The organism is Pseudooceanicola atlanticus (genome assembly GCF_000768315.1).
Lineage (GTDB): Bacteria > Pseudomonadota > Alphaproteobacteria > Rhodobacterales > Rhodobacteraceae > Pseudooceanicola > Pseudooceanicola atlanticus.
Genome location: NZ_AQQX01000003.1, coordinates 338,403 through 358,506 on the forward strand (window position 1 = coordinate 338,403; position 20,104 = coordinate 358,506).

The window sequence follows — 20,104 nt, forward strand, 5'->3', positions numbered from 1 at the left end:
GGGACGCTACTTGCGCTTTCCGGCCCCGTCGATCTCCCCCACCGTCAAAACGGGTGAGGCGTCGATCTTGTGGGCGTCCATCATCGCGGCGACCCGTTCCAGTGACGAAACGAGTTGCGCCTGCTCCCAATCGGCAAGCTTGACGAATTCCCGGACATAGCGCTGCTGCAGAGCGTCGGGCGCCTCTTCCAGCGATCCGCGGCCGGTGACTGTCAGGATGATGTTGGTCTGGCGCCGGTCGGTTTCCGACGGGGTGCGCCGGACATGGCCCCGCGACACGAGCTTGTCGACGACCGAGGTGACGGTGGCCTGGCTGACACCCATCTGCTGCGCCAGTGCCTTGGGCGTGGCGGTGGTGTCGGGCTTGCTGGCCAGAATCTGAAGCACGCGCAGCTGCGCGGGCGACAATCCGGCCGCAGAGGCCAGGTCGCGCTCGTACTGCTCTGTTGCGCGCAGGATGCGGCGCAGGGCAATAAGGCTTTCGTCAACGCGGTCTGGTTCGATTTCGCTCATGGCAGAAATTATCTCATTCCCGTCTGATCGGTTCAACTCCCAAAGTACTTCCTTTAGGGTCGCGAAGCATAAAGCGGTGCGACAACACTACTACTTTACCTTTCGAACCTTTTAAATGGCCACCAATCCCCTAAAAACAAGGGGTTTAGCCGCCATACCCACGATTTTCTGCCGGAAAGGCCCAAAATTTTACTTCAAAGGTTGAAACTTTTCCGCACCCCAACTAGTTTGTCACTCGAAGGAAATAACAAGGGTCAGATTGAAATGCCGAAAGATCTAGAGCAGACACGAACTCGCAAGCCCCTCCTGCGCAAACCAGAAGCGACGGATGGGGCCGAAATCTGGGAGCTCATCCGCGACTGCAAGCCGCTGGACGAGAACTCCATGTACTGCAATCTCATCCAGGCGGATCACTTCCGCGACACCTGCGTGGTGGCTGAACTGGATGGTGAAATCGTCGGCTGGATTTCTGGCCACATGATCCCCAACGAAGATGCGTTCTTCGTCTGGCAGGTCGCCGTCAGCCCCAAGGCACGTGGGCTGGGCCTGGGCCGCAAGATGCTGGTCCACCTGCTGGAGCGCGACGCCTGCGACGGCGCCGAGGCGTTGAAGACGACCATCACCGAGGACAACGATGCCTCCTGGGGTCTCTTCCGCAGCTTTGCCAAGCACATTGGCGGCGAGCTCACGGACGAGCCGCACTTCCACGAGGAAGATCATTTCGGTGGCGCACACGACACCGAGCACATGGTGACCATCACGCTGCCCGCGGTCGACGAAGACCTGCGCAAGGCCGCCTGATCGCGCGCACCACAACGCCCCCTAATTCACCAATTGGCTCCTGCAGCGGAACTTTCCGCTGCCGGTAGGCTTTGTCCCGAAAGGACTTATGAAATGCCTAAAGACATGACCAACGATTTTGACATTTATGAACGCCGCGAGAGCGCCGCACGCTCCTACTGCCGTTCGTTCCCCACCACCTTCGTGAAAGCCCAAGGGTCGGAAATGACCGACGCCGACGGAAACACGTATATCGACTTCCTGGCCGGCTGTTCGTCGCTGAACTACGGCCATAACGACCCGGACATGAAATCGGCGCTGATCGACCACATCACCGCCGACGGGATCGCCCATGGTCTGGACATGCACACCGACGCCAAGGCGGCATTCCTGACGGCGTACGAGGAGAAAATCCTCAAGCCGCGGGGCATGGACTACAAGATCATGATGACCGGCCCGACTGGCACCAACGCCGTCGAAGCCGCGATGAAGCTGGCCCGCAAGGTCACCGGCCGTCGCAACATCATCTCGTTCACCAACGGCTTCCATGGGATGACCATGGGCTCGCTGTCGCTGACCGGTAACATCGGCAAGCGCAACGGCGCTGGCGGTGGCCACCTGGGCGACGTGACCCACCTGCCCTACGAACATTCGATGGGCGAAGGCGTGGACACGCTGCAATTCATCGAAGCGATGCTGAACAACTCCTCCTCCGGTGTTGATGCCCCGGCGGCCTTCATCTTCGAACCCGTTCAGGGCGAAGGCGGGCTGAACGCGGCCTCCGACGAATGGATGCAGGGCGTTGCGAAGCTGGCCAAGGAACATGGCGCGCTGCTGATCGTGGACGACATCCAGTCGGGCTGCGGCCGGACCGGCACCTACTTCGCCTTCGAGAAGGCAGGGATCGAGCCGGACATGATCACCCAAGCGAAATCGCTGTCGGGCTTCGGCCTGCCCTTCGCCGCGCTGCTGATCAAGCCGGAGCACGACATCTGGAAGCCGGCCGAACACAATGGCACCTTCCGGGGCAACACCCATGCCTTCGTCACTGGCCGCGTCGCGATTGAAAAATTCTGGTCCGACAATGCATTCCAGGACGAACTTGCAGCGAAATCGACGGTGCTGACCACGGCTCTGCAGGAAATCGCGGACCTGATCCCGGGTGCCCGCCTGAAGGGGCGCGGCCTGATGCAGGGTGTCGATGTCGGCTCTGGCGAGCTGGCCTCCAAGATCTGCGCCCGCGCCTTCGAAAAGGGCCTGATCATCGAAACCTCCGGTGCCGATGACGAGGTCGTCAAGGTGCTGGCAGCGCTCACCATCAAGGATGAGACGTTCCGCAAGGGCCTCGGGCTGCTGCTCGACGCCACGCGCGACGTCCTCGAAACCAACAAGATTGCCGCGGAGTAAACCCAATGATCGTTCGTGACTTCAACAAGATCGTCAAAGAGGAAAAAGACCGCGTCGTTTCGGACGCCAACTGGACATCCGTGCGGATGCTGCTGGCCGACGACAAGATGGGCTTTTCCTTCCACATCACCTTCCTCGAGGCCGGTTCGGAACACACGTTCCACTACAAGAACCACTTCGAAAGCGTCTACTGCATGCAGGGCAAGGGTCGGATCACCGACCTGGCCACCGGCGAGACGCACGAGATCACGCCCGGCGTGATGTACGCTCTCGACAAGCATGACAAGCACACGCTGGTGGCGGACGAGGAACTCGTCATGGCCTGCTGCTTCAACCCGCCCGTCACGGGCACCGAAGTGCACCAGGAAGACGGCTCCTACGCCCCGGCCGAGGAAAACGCCTGAGGCCAAGCATGACCCATACTGTTGAAAAAATCGGCGGGACCTCGATGTCCCGCGTCGACACCCTTCGCGACACGCTGTTCATCGGCGATCGCGAAGGAGACGACCTATACGGCCGCATCTTCGTGGTTTCAGCCTTTGGTGGCATCACCAACCTGTTGCTGGAACACAAGAAATCCGGTGAGGCCGGTGTCTACGCCCAGTTCGCGCATTCCGATACCGGACGCGGCTGGCACGAGGCGCTGGACCGCGTCGGCGAAGAAATGGTCAAGGCGCATGAAGCGATCCTCGAACATCCTGCCGACATCGAACGCGCCACGGATTTCGTCCGCGGCCGGATCGAGGATGCCCGCAACGCGCTGATCGACCTGCAGCGGCTCTGCACCTACGGCCACTTCCGCCTGGAAGAGCACATGTTGCAGGTGCGCGAATTGCTGTCGGGTCTGGGTGAGGCGCATTCCGCCTTCGCCACGGTTCTTATGCTGCAACGGGCTGGCGTCAATGCCCGCCTCGTGGACCTGTCGGGCTGGCGCGACGAAGGCGGCCTGACGCTCGAGGAACGCATCAATTCCGCGATGGACAAGGTCGACCCGATGACCGAAATGCCCATCGTCACGGGCTATGCCCAATGCGTCGAAGGCCTGATGCGCGAATTCGACCGTGGTTATTCCGAGGTGACGTTTTCCAAGCTGGCCGCCCTCACCGGCGCCAAGGAAGCGATCATCCACAAGGAATTCCACCTCAGCTCCGCCGACCCGAACCTGGTCGGTCAGGATGCCGTGCGCAAACTGGGCCGGACCAATTATGACGTGGCCGACCAGTTGTCGAACATGGGGATGGAGGCGATCCACCCGAAAGCCGCCAAGACCCTGCGCCAGGCAGAGGTGCCGCTGCGCGTGACCAACGCGTTCGAGCCGGAGGACCCGGGCACGCTGATCGACGATCAGCCGACCGATACGCCGGAGGTGGAAATCGTGACCGGCCTCGACATCATCGCCTTCGAAGTGTTCGAACAGGACATGGTGGGCGTGAAGGGTTACGACGCCGCGATCCTCGAGGTGCTCAAACGCCACGACGTGCGCATCGTGTCCAAGGTGTCGAACGCCAACACGATCACCCACTACCTCGACTCCTCGCTCAAGATCATGAAGCGCGTCGAGAAAGACATCGCAGCCCTCTACCCGTCGGCCGAGATTTCCTCGCGAACATTGTCCCTGGCCTCGGTGATCGGGCGCGACCTGAGCGGCCTCAGCGTGCTGACGCGTGGCCTGCAGGCCATCGCCGCCGCGGGGATGGAAGCCATCGGCGCCACCCAAGGCCCGCGCAATGTCGACGTCCAGTTCGTGATGGAACGCGACGACCTCAAGAAAGCGATCAAGGCGCTCCACGAGGTGTTCGTGGAAAAGCCCAAGCATGAGTTGAAGCAGGTCGCCTGACCCCGATCTGCTTCGACCATCAGAAGGCGCACCGGCCTACCGGTGCGCCTTCTTTTTATGTCGGAAAGGGGCTGCTCTGCCCCTGTCGCCGAGGCTCTGCCTCGGCGCCTACCCCGGAGTATTTCCGGCAAGATGAAGCAGGGGATCTGCGCCCTGATTCACCTGGACCTCTATTCATCTGGCCCCCCTTTCATCTGGCCAACAAGTATCCCGGGAGGTTTGGAGGGCAGAGCCCTCCATGGCCCTTGCGGCCCGAGCAAGATGAAATCGAATGCGCCGCAGGCGCGCCTGTTGGCGAAAGGCTGGTCGCGGGCGCGGCAGCGGACTAGAAGCATGCCATGGCGCGCACGATCCTCTTTAACAAACCTTTCGACGTCCTGTCGCAATTCACCGACCGCGGGACGGAGGGCTCCCCCCGCCCGACCCTGTCGAATTTCATTGACCTGCCTGGCGTCTACCCGGCGGGGCGGCTGGATCGCGACAGCGAGGGGCTGATGATCCTGACGGATGACGGACGACTGCAATCCCGGATTTCCCACCCGAAATACAAGGCGCCCAAGACATACCTTGCCCAGGTCGAGGGCGAAATCTCGGACGACGCGCTCAGGGCACTGGCCGCAGGCGTCACGCTCAAGGATGGCCCGACCCGCCCGGCACAGGCGCGCCGCGTGGCGGAACCCGATTGGCTCTGGCCCCGCACGCCGCCGATCCGGGAGCGCAAATCCGTGCCCGATTGCTGGGTCGAGCTGACGATCACCGAAGGCCGCAATCGGCAGGTGCGCCGCATGACGGCCCATGTCGGCCACCCGACCCTGCGCCTGATCCGCACCCGCATCGGTGACTGGCAACTGGGCGCACTCGCCCCTGGCCAGTGGCGCGACGCTTGAGTGCCGGCCTGCTTCCACGCCAGCTCCATTGCCGCCCGCGCCGCCGCCCGCTAGCGTGGCGCAAAACCGCGAGGAGCAGATGGATCAATTGACAGAGCTGTTTCAGATCGAGTGGCGGCAGGAAATCATCGGCCTTTTCGGTGGCGCGCTCTTCTTCGGCTCTTGGCTGTTGCAGGCCTGGGAGAGCCGGAAGGCAGGGCGCTCGATCGTGTCGCCGCGCTTCTTCATGCTGCGCGCCCTGGCCTCGGCCCTGCTGGCGCTGGAGGGCGCGCGGTCCGGGTCGTTCTCGATCTTCGCGGTGATGTCGGCGACGCTGCTCCTGATGCTCTACAACCTCAGGCTCAGCCTGCGGGCAAAGCCCGACGCTTAACCCAACCGACCGCGCACCTCGCCCGGATCCTGCATCAGGGGTTCGCCGCCGATCGTCTGGTCGATCACGTATTTGTCGCGCTCGCGCAGGCCTGCCGCCTGCAGCAATTCCGCCACCAGCCCGACGCCCAGCACCTGCGTGCCGGTGATCACGAACAGGATCCCGATCAGCAGCAGGGGGCGATTGCCGATCGGCCCCATATCCAGCACCCAGAGCGCCGACAGGTAGGAAATGAAGGCCAGCCCGATCAGCATCAGCGGCAGGCCCAGCATGGCAAAGAAATGCAGCGGACGGGACTGGTAGCGCGTCACCAGCTTGACCGTGGCGATGTCCAGCAGGCCCTTGATCATGCGCCGCGGCCCGTATTTCGACACGCCGTGCTGGCGCGGATGATGTTCCACGGCGATCTCGGCCACCCGGTAGCCGGCCGCATGCAACAGCGCCGGGGTGAACCGATGCAATTCGCCATAGAGGTTCAGGTGCCGCGCCGCGCGCCGCGTATAGGCCTTGAAGCCGCAATTGATGTCATGCAGGTCGACGTCGAACATCCGGGCGGTCATCCGGTTGAACACCTTCGACGGCAGCGTCTTGCCCAGCGGGTCGTGTCGCATCTGTTTCCAGCCCGACACCACGTCATAGCCTTCTTCCAGCCGTGCCAGGAAGCGCGGGATTTCCTTGGGGTCGTCCTGCAGGTCGGCATCCATGGTCACGATCACGTCGCCCCGGGCTTCGGCCATGCCGGCCGACAGTGCCGCCGCCTTGCCGAAATTCCGGGTGAACCGGATCAGCCGCACGGCCGGGTCGGCCTCGGCCAGGGCCTCTACCACCAGGTCGCCGCCATCGTCGGAACCGTCATCGACGAAGATCACCTCGTGCCGGGGCGCCAGCGCGCCCATGGCCACGGTGATCCGCGCATGCATTTCCTCCAGCGTTTCCGCTTCGTTCAGGAAGGGCACGACGATGGACACCGTCTTGACCGGTCCGCGGCGTTCTGCGCGCGCGCGCAACGCCCTGTCCAGATCCGACGAAATGTTCATGTGGCAATCCCCTCTCAGGCCCCGGCAATGTCTCATGAGGCCTTTGCGACCCTCTCAACCTATTGTTTCCGTCCAAAATGGTAATTTTATGGCACCACGGACGGGATTGTTGCAGATTGTGCGCAATAACAGCGCATTGGACAGCGCGGCAGGACAGCAAGGGGACAGGCATGGGCGCAGACGAACGGCAGCCGGGCTTCGGCGCGGCCTATCTGGTGGCCGCCCTGGGCGTGCTGGTCCTTGGGGCCTACACGGCCTTCGAACCTTTCGGACGTGACCAGGGGATCCATTCCACCATCGCCTATGCCTGGGGCGAAGGGCTGACCACCTACCGCGATGTCTTCAACATCAAGCCGCCCATGACCACGGCGATGCACCGCCTCAGCCAGCTGCTGTTCGGCCATGACATGCAGGCGATCCGCTACCTCGACTGGGTGATTTTCTTCGCCACGACACTGGGGGTGGTCCGTATCCTGCAAAAGCTGGGACGGTCCGCGGCAGAGGCCGGCGCAGCCGGGCTGGGCCTGTCGGTGATCTATTATTCCATGACCTATTGGGAACATGCCCAGACCGATGGCTGGGCCGCCTTCACCGTGGTGCCCTCGCTGCTCTGCCTGATCGCGGGGTGGGAGCGGACGGGTCGCGCCCGCGCGCTCTGGATGCTGCTGGGTGGCGCGATGCTGGGTGTGGGCGTGGGGTTCAAATACACGATCATGGCGGCTGGCCTGCTGGTCTTTGCGCCGCTTTTCAGCCAGGGCACGGTGCGGTTCCGCTGGTCCGACCTGGGCTTCTACGTGCTGGGCGGCGCGCTGGTCCTTGGCACGATCGTCGCCATCCTCGTCAGCGGCGGCGCGCTGGAGCCCTTCCTCGAGATCCAGAACTACATCCGCGGCTATATCGCCTATGGCGCCGAACGCTCCGATTTTCTGTGGGATCTCATCGTCATGGTGGGCCCGGCGCCGGTGAACATCTGGATCATCCTCGGCGGTTTCCTGCTCTGGCTGGCGGCCCTCATGCGGGGCGAGGCCCTCTTTTTCTACGTCATCGCCATCTGGGGCGTCACCGGCTGGCTCTCGGGCTTCGTTCAGGCCAAGGGCTTCGCCTATCACTTCCTGCCGATGATGCCGGCCTATGCGGTGTTCTGGGGCCTCTGCATCGGCGCGCTGACCTCGGCATTACGCCGCCGGCTGGGTTCGGCCGCGCTGGCCTCGGCCTTCATGATCGCCGGGCTGGCCTGGGTGATCTCGACGACGCCGATCTGGCCACGCATGGCCGGCCACCTGCGCCTGCTACAGGCCAATGCGACGATCCAGGAACACCACGCGATCCACCCGATGCCCGTCGATTTTGACATCGCCGCGACCGAGGATTTCGCCGCCCTGCTCGCCACGCATCGGGCACCCGGCGACAGCCTCTTCGTCTGGGGCTACGAGACGATGATCTATTTCCTCGCCGAAGAACCGCCGCGCTATCGCTACCCCTTCGCCTGGCCCTTCGTCGTGGATTTCCACGATGGCCGCTACACGCCGGACCTGATGGCGCGGCTCGCCGCCAACCCGCCGCGCCACGTCGTCGTCCAGGACAGCGACGCCACCCCCTGGGTGACCGGCCGCCCAGAAAGCTCGGCCGAATTCCTCGCGCTCTTCCCCGAGCTCTCCAGCTTCCTCGACGCGAACTACACGCCGGTCGCGGAAACCGAAAAGTTCACCCTGCTGGAACGCCAGTAACCCGCGCCCCCTGCTTCATCTTGCCGAAAATACTCCGGGGTAGCCGTCAAGGCGAAGCCTTGGCGGCAAGGGGCAGAGCCCCTTTCCCACAATAGCAAAAGGCGCCCCGGGTTCCCCGAGGCGCCTTTCAACATTCCATCCAGCCCGGCCTAGGCCAGCGATGGCAGCCACAGCACGATGCCCGGGAAGGCCACCAGACCGGCAATGGTCAGCGCGTCCGCGATGAAGAAGGGCGTCACGCCGCGGAACACGTCCTGCACGGACAGTTCCGGCCGCACCCCGGCCACCACGAAGCAGTTCAGACCGATCGGTGGTGTGATCAGACAGAACTCCGCCATCTTCACCACCAGGATCCCGAACCAGATTGCGCACATCGGGCCGGACATACCGAAGGTGCTGTCCGCCGCCGACACCAGATCGCCGCCATTCAGCGCCATCACCGCGGGGTAGACCACCGGCAGGGTCAGCAGCAGCATCCCGATCGCATCCATGAACATGCCCAGTACGGCATAGGCCAGCAGGATCAGCACCAGCGTCATCATCGGCGATTGTTCAAGCCCCTGGATCCAGTCCGAAAACGCCCGCGGCAGGTTCGCGAAGCCCAGGAAGCGCACGTAGATCAGCACGCCCCAGATGATCGTGAAGATCATCGTGGCCAGCTTTGCCGTTTCCAGCAGCGCGTCCTTCAGCTCGGCCCATTTCATGCCCTTCACCAGCGCCATCACGAAGATCAGCGCCGCGCCCAGGGCGCCGCCCTCGGTCGGGGTGCCCAGCGGGTCGCCGAAGGGGTTGTAGATGAACGAGATGATGATCAGCACGACGAAGAAGATCGGGAAAGCCGGGATCAGCGACTTGATCCGTTCGCCCCAGCCGAACCCGCCGACAGGCGGGCCAAGGCGCGGCATGGCCAGGGCCAGCCCGACGATGATGCCACCGTAGACCACGGCCGAGAACACGCCGGGGATGAAGCCCGCCAGCAGCAGCTTGCCCACGTCCTGTTCCACGATGATCGCGTAGATCACCAGGATGGCCGAGGGCGGGATCAGCGAGGCAAGCGTGCCCCCCGCCGCCACGACCCCTGCCGCAAAGCGCTTGTCATAGCCGATCTTCAGCATCTCGGGGATCGCGATCCGGGCGAACACGGCCGAGGTCGCGACCGAGGCGCCGGACACGGCCGAGAAACCCGCGGTGGCAAAGACGGTCGACACCGCCATGCCGCCCGGCAGCCAGCCCAGCCATTTCTTCGCCGCGTCGAACAACGCGTTGGTCAGGCCCGCGTAATAGGCCATGTAGCCGATCAGGATGAAGACCGGGATCAGCGACAGCTCCTGGCTGGCGATCTTGGAATGGGGCACCTGCCCCGCCGTCTTGACGGCCACGCCAAGCGCCCAGCCCAGCTCGTCCCAGGCGTAATCCTTCTTCTCCCAGAAGATCCAGATCAGGCCGACGACGCCCGCGGCGCCCGCGGCAAAGGCCACGCGCATGCCCAGAACGACCAGAACCAGCAGACCGCCGGAAACCCAGAGACCGATTTCAATACTGCTCATCGCGCGCCCCTATCTGTCCAGGCTCGAGACATGCTCGGCCTCTTCTGCCGCCAGTTCCGCGGCGGATTTCATCAGCGGCACCCCGATGGGCTTGTCGCCGCCCTTGCCGATGGCCACGACGTAGCCCCACAGCTGCAGCAACAGGCGAATGCCCATGATGCCGAAAGCGACGGGGACCAGCAGCTTGGCCGGCCAGATCGGCAGGCCGATATCGATGGTGCTGTCGCGGCTCCAGTTCGGCGCGCCGAAATCGAAGCTGCGCCCGAAATGCGCCCAGCTGCCCCAGATCAGCAGCACGATCAGCGCGAAGGTCGCGAAGGTGGTGATGAACTCGCCAACCCAGAGCGCCCGGCCCTTGAGCTTGCCGATCACGATATCCATGCGGATATGGCCGCCGTCCCGCTGGGCGTAGGAAATGCCCAGGAAGGCGATCAGCGGCATCGCGATCTGGATCCAGTCCACGTAACCCGGCAGCGGCGCGTTGAAGAAATGCCGACCCGCGACCGAGACCACGGCCAGCACCATCAGCATCAGCACCGCCAGGCCCGAGATCACGCCGAACACCTTCTCGACGCGGTAGAGCGCGCGATCCAGCCGGCTCAGCGCGCTGCCGTCTTCCAGAACTGCAGATGAACCTGCCATCGTTGTCCCCCGTCTGTCTTGTCCCGTCTCTGCGGACGGAAAGAAGGAAAGGCCCCGGCATCCACCGGGGCCTTTGTTTTCAATGCCTTGTAAGGCTTACATGCCGTGCATTTCGGCCAGCTTGGCCTTGACCATGTCGTAGAGTTCCTGCGCCGGGATGCCCTGCGCGCTCTTCTCTTCGATCCACTGGTCGGCAATGCCCTGGGTCGCGTCGCGGAACTTCTGCAGCTCCTCGTCGGAGAATTCGACCTTGGTCACGCCCTTCTCGTCCAGGATCTGGTCCCACTGGGTCAGAACGTTGTTCTGGTAGTTGTCCAGGTAATAGGCGATGGATTCATCGACCGAGCTGTCCAGCGCTTCGCGGTGCTCGTCCGACAGGCCCTCATAGGCGTCGATGTTGACCACGATCGGGCAGTTCACGGTGCCCGGGTTCAGGTTCGCGGTCCACCAGTCGGCCTGGTCGATCGTGCGGAACGACAGGTGCGCGTGCTGCGCGAAGGCCACGGTGTCGACGACGTTTGCTTCCATCGCGTTATAGGCTTCGTTCGACGGCACGGAGGTCGGCACACCGCCCACGGCCTTGAACGCTTCGCCCAGGCCACCGGTGGCACGGACGCGCATGCCGTCAAAGCTTTCGACGGTTTCGCGCGGATCGCCGGTGCCCACCAGGTTGTATTGCGGCATCGGCGAGGTCATCAGCAGCTTGGCGTTCCAGCGTGCCAGGTCTTCCTGCACGGCCGGATGCTCGTAGATCATGTGGCTGACCGCGACTTCCTCTTCGAGGTTGCGCACGCCCAGGAAGGGCAGTTCCAGCACGGTGATCGTGGGGTTCTTGTCCTCGTGGTAGCCGGCACAGAACTGGGCCATTTCAAAGGCCCCGATCGAGATACCGTCGAGGTTCTCGGTGTTCTTGGACAGACCGCCATAGGACACGTTCATGGTGAACTCGCCGCCGGTCTTTTCCGACACCAGTTCAGCCAGTTTTTCGACGTGTTCGGTGAAGGCGCGGCGCTTGCCCCAGACGGACACGTTCCACTCTTCTGCCATTGCGGGGGCCGCGATGGCGATGGACAATGCAGCAACCGCTGCACCCTGAAGGTACTTGTTCATGGTATTCCTCCCGTTACTCCGGCCTCGACAAGGGCCGGTTCCATGGAAACCGTACAGGCGGATACCCAATTCGCAAGTAAAATCAAAGTAACTTTTCTCGCATTGTGGAACGTTACTTTGCGCTGACTGTGCCTTGCCTGAACGTCAACTCGCCCTAGCGGCCACGCCGTTTCGCGGGGCCGTCGCGACAGGATGGCTCAGGCCCCGACCCGGCGCAGGCGCAGCGCGTTGCTGACCACCAGGACCGAGGACGCGGCCATCGCGGCCGAGGCCAGCATCGGCGACAGCATCGGCCCGCCCACCAGCGCCAACAGACCCGCCGCGACAGGGATCAGCGCGACGTTGTAGGCGAAGGCCCAGAAGAGGTTCTGACGGATATTTGCCATCGTGCACTGCGACAGGTCGATCGCCCGGGCCACACCTTCAATGTCACCGTCCATCAGCACCACGTCGGCGCTTTCCATCGCGACATCCGTCCCCGACCCCATGGCGATGCCCACATCTGCGGCGGCCAGCGCGGGCGCGTCGTTAATCCCGTCCCCGGCAAAGGCCACGCGCGCATCGACGCGCAGCGCGTCGACGATGCCCGCCTTCTCGGTCGGCTTCACCCCGGCGCGAACTTCGTCGATGCCCAGGTCGCGGGCCACGGCCCCGGCTGCGGCCTCGCTGTCGCCTGTCACCATGACCAACCGCTTGCCCTGTTGCCGGAGGCGCGCCAGCACCGCGGCCGCTTCGGGCTTGACCTCGTCGGACACGGCCAGCACGGCGATCACGGCGCCATCGGCCTCGGCATAGAGGACCGTGCGGCCCTCGGCATTCCAGTCGGCAACCGCCTGCTCCATCTCGGGCGACAGCGCGCCGGTGACGTAGTCGCGATTGCCGATCCGCAGGCTGCGCCCAGACACCTGCCCTTCGACACCCAGCCCGGCGCGGGCGGTCACGCCCTCGGCCCCGGGCAGCGTCAGCCCCCTGTCCCGGGCCCCCGCCACAATCGCGCGGGCGATGGAATGTTCCGAATAAGCCTCCAGCGCGGCAAGCGCGGCCAAGTCCTCCTCGGACCCGACAAGGCCCGTCAGCACCGGACGGCCCCGGGTCAGCGTGCCCGTCTTGTCGAAGGCCACGACCTCCACCACCGCGAGCGATTGCAGCGCATCGCCCTTGCGGAACAGCACGCCCATCTCGGACCCGCGTCCCGTGCCCACCATGATTGAAACCGGAACGGCCAGGCCCATGGCACAGGGGCAGGCCACCACCAGAACCGACACCGCCGCGACCAGAGCGGTCGGCAGCGCGGGTTCCGGTCCCAGCAGCCACCAGCCGAGGAAGACCAGCGTCGCCACCCCGATCACCGCCGGCACGAAAACCGCCGCGATCCGGTCGACGAGGGACTGGATCGGCAGCTTGGCCCCCTGCGCGGCTTCGACCGCGGCCATGATCTGCGACAGGACCGTGCCCTCGCCCGTCGCCGTGGCGCGGATCACCAGGGCCCCCGCCCCGTTGACCGTGCCGCCGACCACCGCATCGCCCGCCCCCTTGGAGGCCGGGATTGGTTCGCCCGTCACCATGCTTTCGTCGACATCCGACCGCCCCTCGACGATCTCGCCATCGACGGGCATCCGTTCGCCGGGCTGCACAAGGATCACGTCGCCGGGGCTGAGCTCTGCGACGGCGACCATCCGCGTCCCCTCGCCCTCGCGCAGCCGGGCCTCGCGCACCTGGAGCCCCGCCAGCCGCCGGATCGCGGCAGAGGCGCGGCCACGGGCCCGCGCCTCCATCCACCGCCCCGCGAGGATCAGCGTCACGATGACCGCCGCGGCCTCGAAATAGACCGCGCGCGCGCCGTCGGGCAGCAGGCCGGGGGCAAAGGTCGCCACGGTCGAATAGGCCCAGGCGGCGCTTGTCCCGACCACGACCAGCGCGTTCATCTCGGGCGCGAAATGGCGCAGCGCGGGCAGGCCCGAGCGGAAGAACCGCGCGCCGGGCCAGAACAGCACCAGCGAGGTCAGCAGGAACTGCCAGATATTGACCAGGTCATGCCCGATCGTCCGGCCCAGCCAATGGTGAAAGGCCGGCACCACGTGGCCGCCCATGGCCAGGATGACGACCGGTAGGGTCAGCGCCCCGGCGATCAGCGTGTCGCGGCGCAGGGTGGTGATCTCCTCGGCCTGGCGGTCGACCTGATCTTCGCCGGTTTCAGCTGCGATTTCAGCGCCATAACCCACGCCACGCACCGCATCGGCCATCGCCCGCGGGGTGACGGCGCCCGCGATATAGCGGATATGGGCCTGGTGGGTCGCGATGTTGAACGACGCGTCCTCGACCCCCGGCAGGGCGGTCAGCGCGGTTTCGATCCGCCGCGCGCAGGACGCACAGGTGGCCCCTGTGATGTCCAGCCGCAAGTGATCCTCGGCCGCCGGATAGCCCGCGCGCGACAATGCCTCTGCCGCCGCCCTGGGGGTCAGCGATCCGTCATGGGCGACCTCGGCCTTGCGGGTGGCCAGGTTGACCCGTGCGCTGGCCACGCCCGGCACGCCCGACAGCGCGGTCTCTGCCCGCCGGACACAGCCGGCACAGGACAGTTTCGTCACCTCGAGACGCAGCAGGTCGTCGGGGTGGTTCGGGTCGGATGCGGGCGTCGGCGTGGTCTGCAGGTTCATATTCGGCCTCCTGCATCTCTCAAATGACAGGGCGGCCAGAAGGTCAAGGGGACCGCACGTCGCGGCCCCCTTTCGTTCGGTGCGGCTCAGGCAGGGGTCAGGCGACCCGGCGGCCCTGCGACCACACGCCGTGCAGCGCCGGCACCCCGCCCCGCAGGGCGAACCGGATCACATCGGCGCGCATGTCCGGGGCCAGCACGCCACGATCGTTCAGGCCAGAGGCCCGGGCCGGACCCTTCGTCACGGTGGCGATCCCGCGCGCCATGTCGTCCCAGCCCTGCCCCAGCAGCACCGCGCCATAGAGCAGCGCCGCCGGCACGTAGTCCGAGGACAGGATGTCCAGCAGCCCCATATCGGCCAGTTCGCGCGCCGCGACATTGCCGGAATGAGAACCGCCGCGCACCAGGTTCGGGGCGCCCATGATGACACTGATCTGGTGGGCACGACAGGCCTCGGCGGCCTCGACCGAGGTCGGGAATTCCGCCACCCGGATGCCATGCGCGGCCGAGGTCGCGACCTGTTCGGACGTGGTGTCGTCGTGGCTGGCCAGAACGGCGCCGTAGCGCTTGGCAGCGGCGACCGCCCCGGCCTCGTGCCGGGCGCCCAGACGGTCATGCAGACCGATCAGCCAGTCGCAATATTCAGTGAAACCGTCGGTCGACAGGCCGTGCTTGCCGCAGACATAGGCCTCGAACTTCTTGATGTCGCGGAATTGGCGCTGGCCGGGCGTGTGATCCATCAGGGACACGATACCGACCCGGTCCTCGGGACCGAACTCGTCCAGTTCCTCCAGCAGGGTTTCCGAACAGGTCTCGGCCCTCAGGTGCAGGTGGTGACTGATCTTCAGCGCGCCCTTGTCGCGCATCGTCAGGATCTCGTCTGCCATCGACCTGGCATAGCGCCCGTAGCTGAGCGCATGTTCCGACACCATCGACCCGACGCGGATCGCATCGAAAACCGTGGTGATGCCGCAGCCCGCCAGTTCCTGGTCATGGGCGACGATGGCGGCGTGATGCGGCCAGTCGACCTTGGGGCGCGGGGTGATGTGGCGCTCAAGGTTGTCGGTGTGCAGCTCCACCAGCCCCGGCGCGATCCAGTCGCCCTCGCAATCCAGCCCCGTCGCGGTGCCCTGCCCGATCTCGGCGATCATGCCGTCGCGCATCACGATATGGCCTTCGATCACCTCGGTCTCGAGGATCACCCGCGCATTGGTCAGGACCGTCTCGTCCCGTGTCTGCACGTCCTTCATTGCGTCACCTCTCTGGTGGTCTTCGTCATTGTCTCGTCCAGGTGCAGGCGGTCGATCACCGTCTGCACCGTGTCGTCCAGCGCCCCGCCATTGTCCACGGTGACGACGCTGTCGATCCCCTCGGGCATGGCAAAGCCGGCACGTTCCAGCCGACGCGCGATGTCCTCGCGGGTTTCGCGGCCGCGGGCCGCCAGCCGATCCGCCAGGATCGAGGGCGCGGCGGTCAGCGACAGCACCGCGAACCGGTCGAACCGCGCCTGCGCCTCCGGCAGGACCGCGCGGGACAGGTTCACCAGCGCATCGCGCCCCGCCCCAAGCACCTGGCGCACACCGACGGGCACGCCATAGGCCAGATTGTGGGCGCGCCAATGCAGGGCAAAGGCCCCGGCCTCGACCCGGCGGGTGAACTCGGCCTCGCTCACGCCCTCGAAATCCTCACCGCCCGCATCTTCGGGCCGGGTGATGACCCGGCGCACAAGGTGCAGACCGGGCCGGCGACGGGCCAGCGCCTGCATCACGCTGTCCTTGCCGACACCGGACGGCCCGACAACCGCGATCAGCCGTCCGGTGTTCATGCCGCCACCTGCGGAGAGAACCCGGTCACGTCGATCTGGCGGTCGCAGACCCGGTCGCGCGCGGCCTCGTCATGGAAGATGCCAATGATCGCGCTGCCCCGCGCCTTGGCCTCTTCGATGAGGCCGAGCACGGTTTCGCGGTTGGTCGCGTCGAGGCTGGCGGTCGGTTCGTCCAGCAGCATCGCCGGGAAGTCATGGGCAAAGCCGCGCGCGATGTTGACCCGCTGCTGTTCCCCGCCCGAAAAGGTCGTCGGGCTCAGGTCCCACAGGGTGCGCGGGATGTTCAGCCGCTCCAGCAGCTCCTCGGCCCGGGCCCGCGCCGTATCGACCGGCGTGCCGACGGCCAGCAGCGGCTCTGCCACGACGTCGAGCGTCGGCACCCGGGGCACGACCCGCAGGAATTGGCTGACATAGCCCAGCATATGGCGGCGCAATTGCAGTATCTCGCGCGGGTTCGCGGCGGCGACATCGGTCTCGCCTACCCAGATATGGCCTGAGGCGGCCAGGTAATTGCCGTAGATCATCCGCATGAGCGTAGATTTCCCGGCGCCCGAGGCCCCGGTCAGCGCCACGCATTCGCCCCGCGCGACGGCCAGTTCGGCCCCCCGCATGACAGGGATCACGGCGCCGCCCTGGTTGTGAAGGGTGAAGGTCTTCGAAAGGTTCTCGATCCGGATCATCTGTCCTGTTCCCGATATCTGGTGGTGTCGTCCCGTCGGATGGGTCGACCAAAGCTCTGCCCGTCCGCCCAGGACAACGTTTCGTGCCGCCCCTGCCCGCCAGGACCCGTGGCAAAGATGCCAATCATCATGCCGCTCATACCTGCAGCACGCTCGACACCAACAGCTGTGTATAGCCATGCTGCGGATCGTCCAGCACCTGGTCTGTCAGCCCGGCCTCGACCACATGGCCGTCCTTCATGACCATCAACCGGTCCGCCAGAAGCCGAACCACGGCCAGGTCATGCGTCACGATGATCGCCGACAGCCCCATCTCGCGCACCAGCCCGCGCAGCAGATCGAGCAGCCGGGCCTGCACCGACACGTCAAGCCCGCCGGTCGGTTCATCCATGAACACCAGCCGAGGCCCGGTCACCAGGTTGCGCGCGATCTGAAGCCGCTGGCGCATCCCGCCGGAAAAGGCCGACGGGCGATCGTCGATCCGGTCGCCCGAGATCTCGACCCGGCCCAGCCAGTCCAGCGCCTCTTCGCGGATCGTGCCGTAATTGCGCGCCCCCACGGCCATCAGCCGTTCGCCCACATTGCCACCGGCCGAGACGTTCATCCGCAGACCTTCATGAGCATGCTGATGGACAAAGGCCCAGTCGGTTCGCCCCAGCATGCGCCGCTCAGGCTCCGACATGGTCACCGTGTCCTTCATCCCGTCGGCGCGGGTGTCGAACAGGACCTCGCCGCGATCCGGGGTCAGCTGGCCCGCCAGCGAATTCAGTAGGGTCGTCTTGCCCGACCCGCTTTCGCCGACGATGCCCATGACCTCGCCCGGCCATAAATCGAAGGAGACATCGGAGCAGCCGATCCGGCTGCCATAGAACTTGGATACGTTGCGCACGGACAGAAGCGGCGTCATGTCAGGCCCTCCAGGAAAGTCAGGATCTCGTCCGCCACGGCATCGGGCAGATCAAAGGGCAGCATGTGCCCGGTTTCGAACAGTTTCACATTGTCAAAGGCAGCGCGGTCCGCCGCCCCCGTCAGGATCGAGGACGTGCCGATCAGCGACAGGACGGGCATGGTCAGCTGCCCCACCAGCGGCCGCCCGTCAAAACGCAGCGCCGCCCGCATCGCGTCCATCAGGCCCTTCGGCGGCGTCGCCGCGATGACAGACCTCAGCGCCGGGCGCAGGGCGCGATTAGTGGACATCCGCGCCACGATGGGCGCAAGGCCACCCGGCCCCGGCACCCGCACGATCGCCGGCGACAGGCGATGCCCCAGCCCGCGCAACAGCCAGCCCGGCAGGCGCAGGGGCGCATCGACCAGGACAAGCCCCGCACAGCGCTCCGGCAGGCGGGCGGCGATCTGCATCGCCACCATGCCGCCCAGGGAATGGCCGCCGATAACGAACCGATCCGGCAGGTCAGGGATCAGGGCCTCGGCATAGGCCTCCACCCGCGCGGCACGGGCGCGCGGCGCCTGGCCGTGGCCGGGCAGATCGGGCCAGGTCCCGCCGATCCGCTCGGACCAGGGCAGCCCGCAGACCGCCGTGCCATGCAACCAGATGGTCGGGATCACGTCGCGCCCTCCCGGCCTTTCGCATAGCGCGCCAGCCGCTCGGCCAGGGTGCCGGTATGCAGTTCAAACAGGTGGTTGTCGGGACCATAGAAATAAAGCGACCGCCCTTCCCCTTCGACCCGCGGGCGCGGCGGCAGCAGATCAAGGCCCAACGCTTCGATCCGCGCCCGCCTGTCGTCGAACTCCGCCTCGTCGATCCTGAAGGCCACGTGGTTGTAGCTCCGCTCTGGCAGCGGTTCGCCCTTCATCGTCGCGACCCAGACACCGCCGATGTCAAAGAACCGCTCTTCGGAGATCGAGAATTGCTCGGCCCCGCTGTCATAGATGCAGCGCGCCTTGAACACCTGCTCCAGCATGCGCTGAGTGGCATCCAGATCGGACACGATCAGGGTGATATGGGACAGGCCCGCGCTCACTCCGCCGCCTCCGCCGACAGGCGCCCGCGATGACCCGCCGCCTGGCGCGTCGCGCAGTAATCGGTGTCGGAACAGACGAACATCCGCCCGCCCGCATCGTCGATGATGACCTCGTCGAGATAGCTGTCCTCGGCCCCGCACATGTCGCAGGGATGCTCGGCCTTGGACGGATCGAAGGGATGATCCTCGAAATCGAGCGAAACGACCTGGGTATAGGGCGGCAACGCATAGATCCGCTGCTCCCGGCCCGCGCCGAACAGCTGGATGCCCGCCATTTCCATCTTGGGATTGTCGAATTTGGGGATCGGCGACGGGTCCATGACGTAGCGCGCCTCGACCTTCACCGGATAGGCATAGGCGGTGGCGATGTGCCCGTGGCGCGAGATATCCTCGTACAACTTCACATGCATCAGGCCGTATTCCTCCAACGCATGCATCTTGCGGGTCTCGACCTCCGAGGGTTCGAGGAACCGCAGCGGCTCCGGGATCGGCACCTGGTAGACGAGGATCTGGCCCTCTCGCAGCGGCTCCTCGGGGATGCGGTGACGGGTCTGGATGACCGTCGCCTCCGACGTCTTCTCGGTCACCGCGACCTGCGCGGTCTTCTCGAAGAACTTGCGGATCGACACCGCATTCGTCGTGTCGTCGGCCCCCTGGTCGATCACCTTGAACGTGTCCTCTGGCGTCAGCGTCGCGGCACTCACCTGCACGCCGCCGGTGCCCCAGCCATAGGGCATCGGCATCTCGCGGCTGGCAAAGGGCACCTGGTAGCCCGGCACCGCCAACCCCTTGAGGATCGCACGGCGGATCATCCGCTTGGTCTGTTCGTCGAGATATGCAAAATTGTAGTCAGACATCTCAGGACCACCCCGCATGGATATGATTTTCTTTGGCTTTTTCGGCCTTCTGGCGACCATCGTGGCGGTCATCATCGGCCTGGCCGGCTACACGGTCTTCTTCGGTCGCGGCAAGGACATGCCCAATGCCGGCGTGCGGATGCGGACCCGCGTGACCCGCCATGGCATCCTGCATCGTCCCGGTCGTCTGCCCCGCAAACGACCGCCCGGGGACTGAGCGGAACCGCCCCTTCATCTTGCCGGAAAT

21 protein-coding genes are annotated in these 20,104 nt (G+C 65.3%); 8 read left to right on the forward strand and 13 right to left on the reverse strand.

What is annotated here, in order from left to right:
- Positions 1-6: 6 nt before the first annotated feature.
- Positions 7-513, reverse strand: a complete 507-nt coding sequence (locus ATO9_RS09480; protein ID WP_043747797.1) for a MarR family winged helix-turn-helix transcriptional regulator — start codon at positions 511-513, stop codon at positions 7-9.
- Positions 514-777: 264 nt separating this feature from the next.
- On the opposite strand from ATO9_RS09480, the gene ectA reads away from it, so the two are divergent.
- From ectA to ATO9_RS09510, 6 genes are all read left to right on the forward strand, one after another.
- Positions 778-1,314 (forward strand): diaminobutyrate acetyltransferase, encoded by a 537-nt coding sequence (ectA, locus tag ATO9_RS09485; RefSeq protein ID WP_043747799.1) that lies wholly within the window; start codon positions 778-780, stop codon positions 1,312-1,314.
- A 105-nt stretch (positions 1,315-1,419) separates the two neighbouring features.
- Positions 1,420-2,700 carry a diaminobutyrate--2-oxoglutarate transaminase gene (gene ectB / locus ATO9_RS09490; RefSeq protein WP_043747802.1) on the forward strand — a complete coding sequence of 427 codons (1,281 nt, stop codon included), beginning with the start codon at positions 1,420-1,422 and terminating at the stop codon, positions 2,698-2,700.
- A 5-nt stretch (positions 2,701-2,705) separates the two neighbouring features.
- A complete protein-coding gene (locus ATO9_RS09495) occupies positions 2,706-3,104 on the forward strand; it encodes an ectoine synthase (protein WP_043747803.1) in 399 nt (132 codons plus the stop codon).
- Between the two features lie 8 nt (positions 3,105-3,112).
- On the forward strand, positions 3,113-4,537 hold the full coding sequence (locus ATO9_RS09500; RefSeq protein ID WP_043747805.1) for an aspartate kinase: 1,425 nt from the start codon (positions 3,113-3,115) through the stop codon (positions 4,535-4,537).
- 338 nt (positions 4,538-4,875) lie between these two features.
- Positions 4,876-5,424, forward strand: coding sequence for a pseudouridine synthase (locus ATO9_RS09505; RefSeq protein WP_043747807.1), 549 nt, complete (start codon positions 4,876-4,878; stop codon positions 5,422-5,424).
- Between the two features lie 79 nt (positions 5,425-5,503).
- Positions 5,504-5,794: a lipid-A-disaccharide synthase N-terminal domain-containing protein gene (locus tag ATO9_RS09510; RefSeq protein ID WP_043747808.1), complete on the forward strand. Its 291-nt coding sequence runs from the start codon at positions 5,504-5,506 to the stop codon at positions 5,792-5,794.
- Here ATO9_RS09510 and ATO9_RS09515 read toward each other — a convergent pair.
- Complete coding sequence (locus ATO9_RS09515; RefSeq protein ID WP_052418209.1) at positions 5,791-6,831, reverse strand: glycosyltransferase family 2 protein; 1,041 nt, start codon at positions 6,829-6,831, stop codon at positions 5,791-5,793. The genes ATO9_RS09510 and ATO9_RS09515 overlap by 4 nt on opposite strands.
- Positions 6,832-7,001: 170 nt before the next feature.
- Here ATO9_RS09515 and ATO9_RS09520 point away from each other — a divergent pair, with 170 nt between their 5' ends.
- Complete coding sequence (locus ATO9_RS09520) at positions 7,002-8,558, forward strand: glycosyltransferase family 39 protein (RefSeq protein WP_043747810.1); 1,557 nt, start codon at positions 7,002-7,004, stop codon at positions 8,556-8,558.
- Positions 8,559-8,707: 149 nt separating this feature from the next.
- Here the strand turns inward: ATO9_RS09520 and ATO9_RS09525 are convergent, their stop codons facing one another.
- From ATO9_RS09525 to ATO9_RS09575, 11 genes are all read right to left on the reverse strand, one after another.
- On the reverse strand, positions 8,708-10,105 hold the full coding sequence (locus ATO9_RS09525) for a TRAP transporter large permease (RefSeq protein WP_043747811.1): 1,398 nt from the start codon (positions 10,103-10,105) through the stop codon (positions 8,708-8,710).
- A 9-nt stretch (positions 10,106-10,114) separates the two neighbouring features.
- Entirely contained in the window at positions 10,115-10,747 is a 633-nt protein-coding gene (locus ATO9_RS09530) for a TRAP transporter small permease subunit (protein ID WP_043747812.1), read from the reverse strand.
- A 96-nt stretch (positions 10,748-10,843) separates the two neighbouring features.
- Positions 10,844-11,857: a C4-dicarboxylate TRAP transporter substrate-binding protein gene (locus ATO9_RS09535; RefSeq protein ID WP_043747814.1), complete on the reverse strand. Its 1,014-nt coding sequence runs from the start codon at positions 11,855-11,857 to the stop codon at positions 10,844-10,846.
- Positions 11,858-12,054: 197 nt separating this feature from the next.
- On the reverse strand, positions 12,055-14,514 hold the full coding sequence (locus ATO9_RS09540; RefSeq protein WP_052418210.1) for a heavy metal translocating P-type ATPase: 2,460 nt from the start codon (positions 14,512-14,514) through the stop codon (positions 12,055-12,057).
- A gap of 97 nt (positions 14,515-14,611) precedes the next feature.
- The gene (locus ATO9_RS09545) at positions 14,612-15,763 is read right to left on the reverse strand and encodes an alpha-D-ribose 1-methylphosphonate 5-triphosphate diphosphatase (protein ID WP_043747816.1); all 1,152 of its coding nucleotides are present in this window, start codon (positions 15,761-15,763) and stop codon (positions 14,612-14,614) included.
- Entirely contained in the window at positions 15,760-16,338 is a 579-nt protein-coding gene (gene phnN / locus ATO9_RS09550) for a phosphonate metabolism protein/1,5-bisphosphokinase (PRPP-forming) PhnN (protein WP_052418211.1), read from the reverse strand. Before phnN ends, ATO9_RS09545 begins: the two co-directional genes overlap by 4 nt.
- On the reverse strand, positions 16,335-17,018 hold the full coding sequence (gene phnL, locus ATO9_RS09555; protein WP_043747818.1) for a phosphonate C-P lyase system protein PhnL: 684 nt from the start codon (positions 17,016-17,018) through the stop codon (positions 16,335-16,337). Before phnL ends, phnN begins: the two co-directional genes overlap by 4 nt.
- Positions 17,019-17,154: 136 nt before the next feature.
- Complete coding sequence (gene phnK, locus ATO9_RS09560; RefSeq protein WP_043747820.1) at positions 17,155-17,925, reverse strand: phosphonate C-P lyase system protein PhnK; 771 nt, start codon at positions 17,923-17,925, stop codon at positions 17,155-17,157.
- Positions 17,922-18,584, reverse strand: a complete 663-nt coding sequence (locus ATO9_RS09565; RefSeq protein ID WP_043747822.1) for an alpha/beta fold hydrolase — start codon at positions 18,582-18,584, stop codon at positions 17,922-17,924. Before ATO9_RS09565 ends, phnK begins: the two co-directional genes overlap by 4 nt.
- Positions 18,581-19,000, reverse strand: a complete 420-nt coding sequence (gene fosX, locus ATO9_RS09570) for a FosX/FosE/FosI family fosfomycin resistance hydrolase (RefSeq protein WP_043747824.1) — start codon at positions 18,998-19,000, stop codon at positions 18,581-18,583. Before fosX ends, ATO9_RS09565 begins: the two co-directional genes overlap by 4 nt.
- Complete coding sequence (locus ATO9_RS09575; RefSeq protein WP_043747828.1) at positions 18,997-19,857, reverse strand: alpha-D-ribose 1-methylphosphonate 5-phosphate C-P-lyase PhnJ; 861 nt, start codon at positions 19,855-19,857, stop codon at positions 18,997-18,999. Before ATO9_RS09575 ends, fosX begins: the two co-directional genes overlap by 4 nt.
- A gap of 16 nt (positions 19,858-19,873) precedes the next feature.
- On the opposite strand from ATO9_RS09575, the gene ATO9_RS09580 reads away from it, so the two are divergent.
- Complete coding sequence (locus ATO9_RS09580; RefSeq protein ID WP_043747831.1) at positions 19,874-20,074, forward strand: hypothetical protein; 201 nt, start codon at positions 19,874-19,876, stop codon at positions 20,072-20,074.
- The last annotated feature ends 30 nt before the right edge of the window (positions 20,075-20,104 follow it).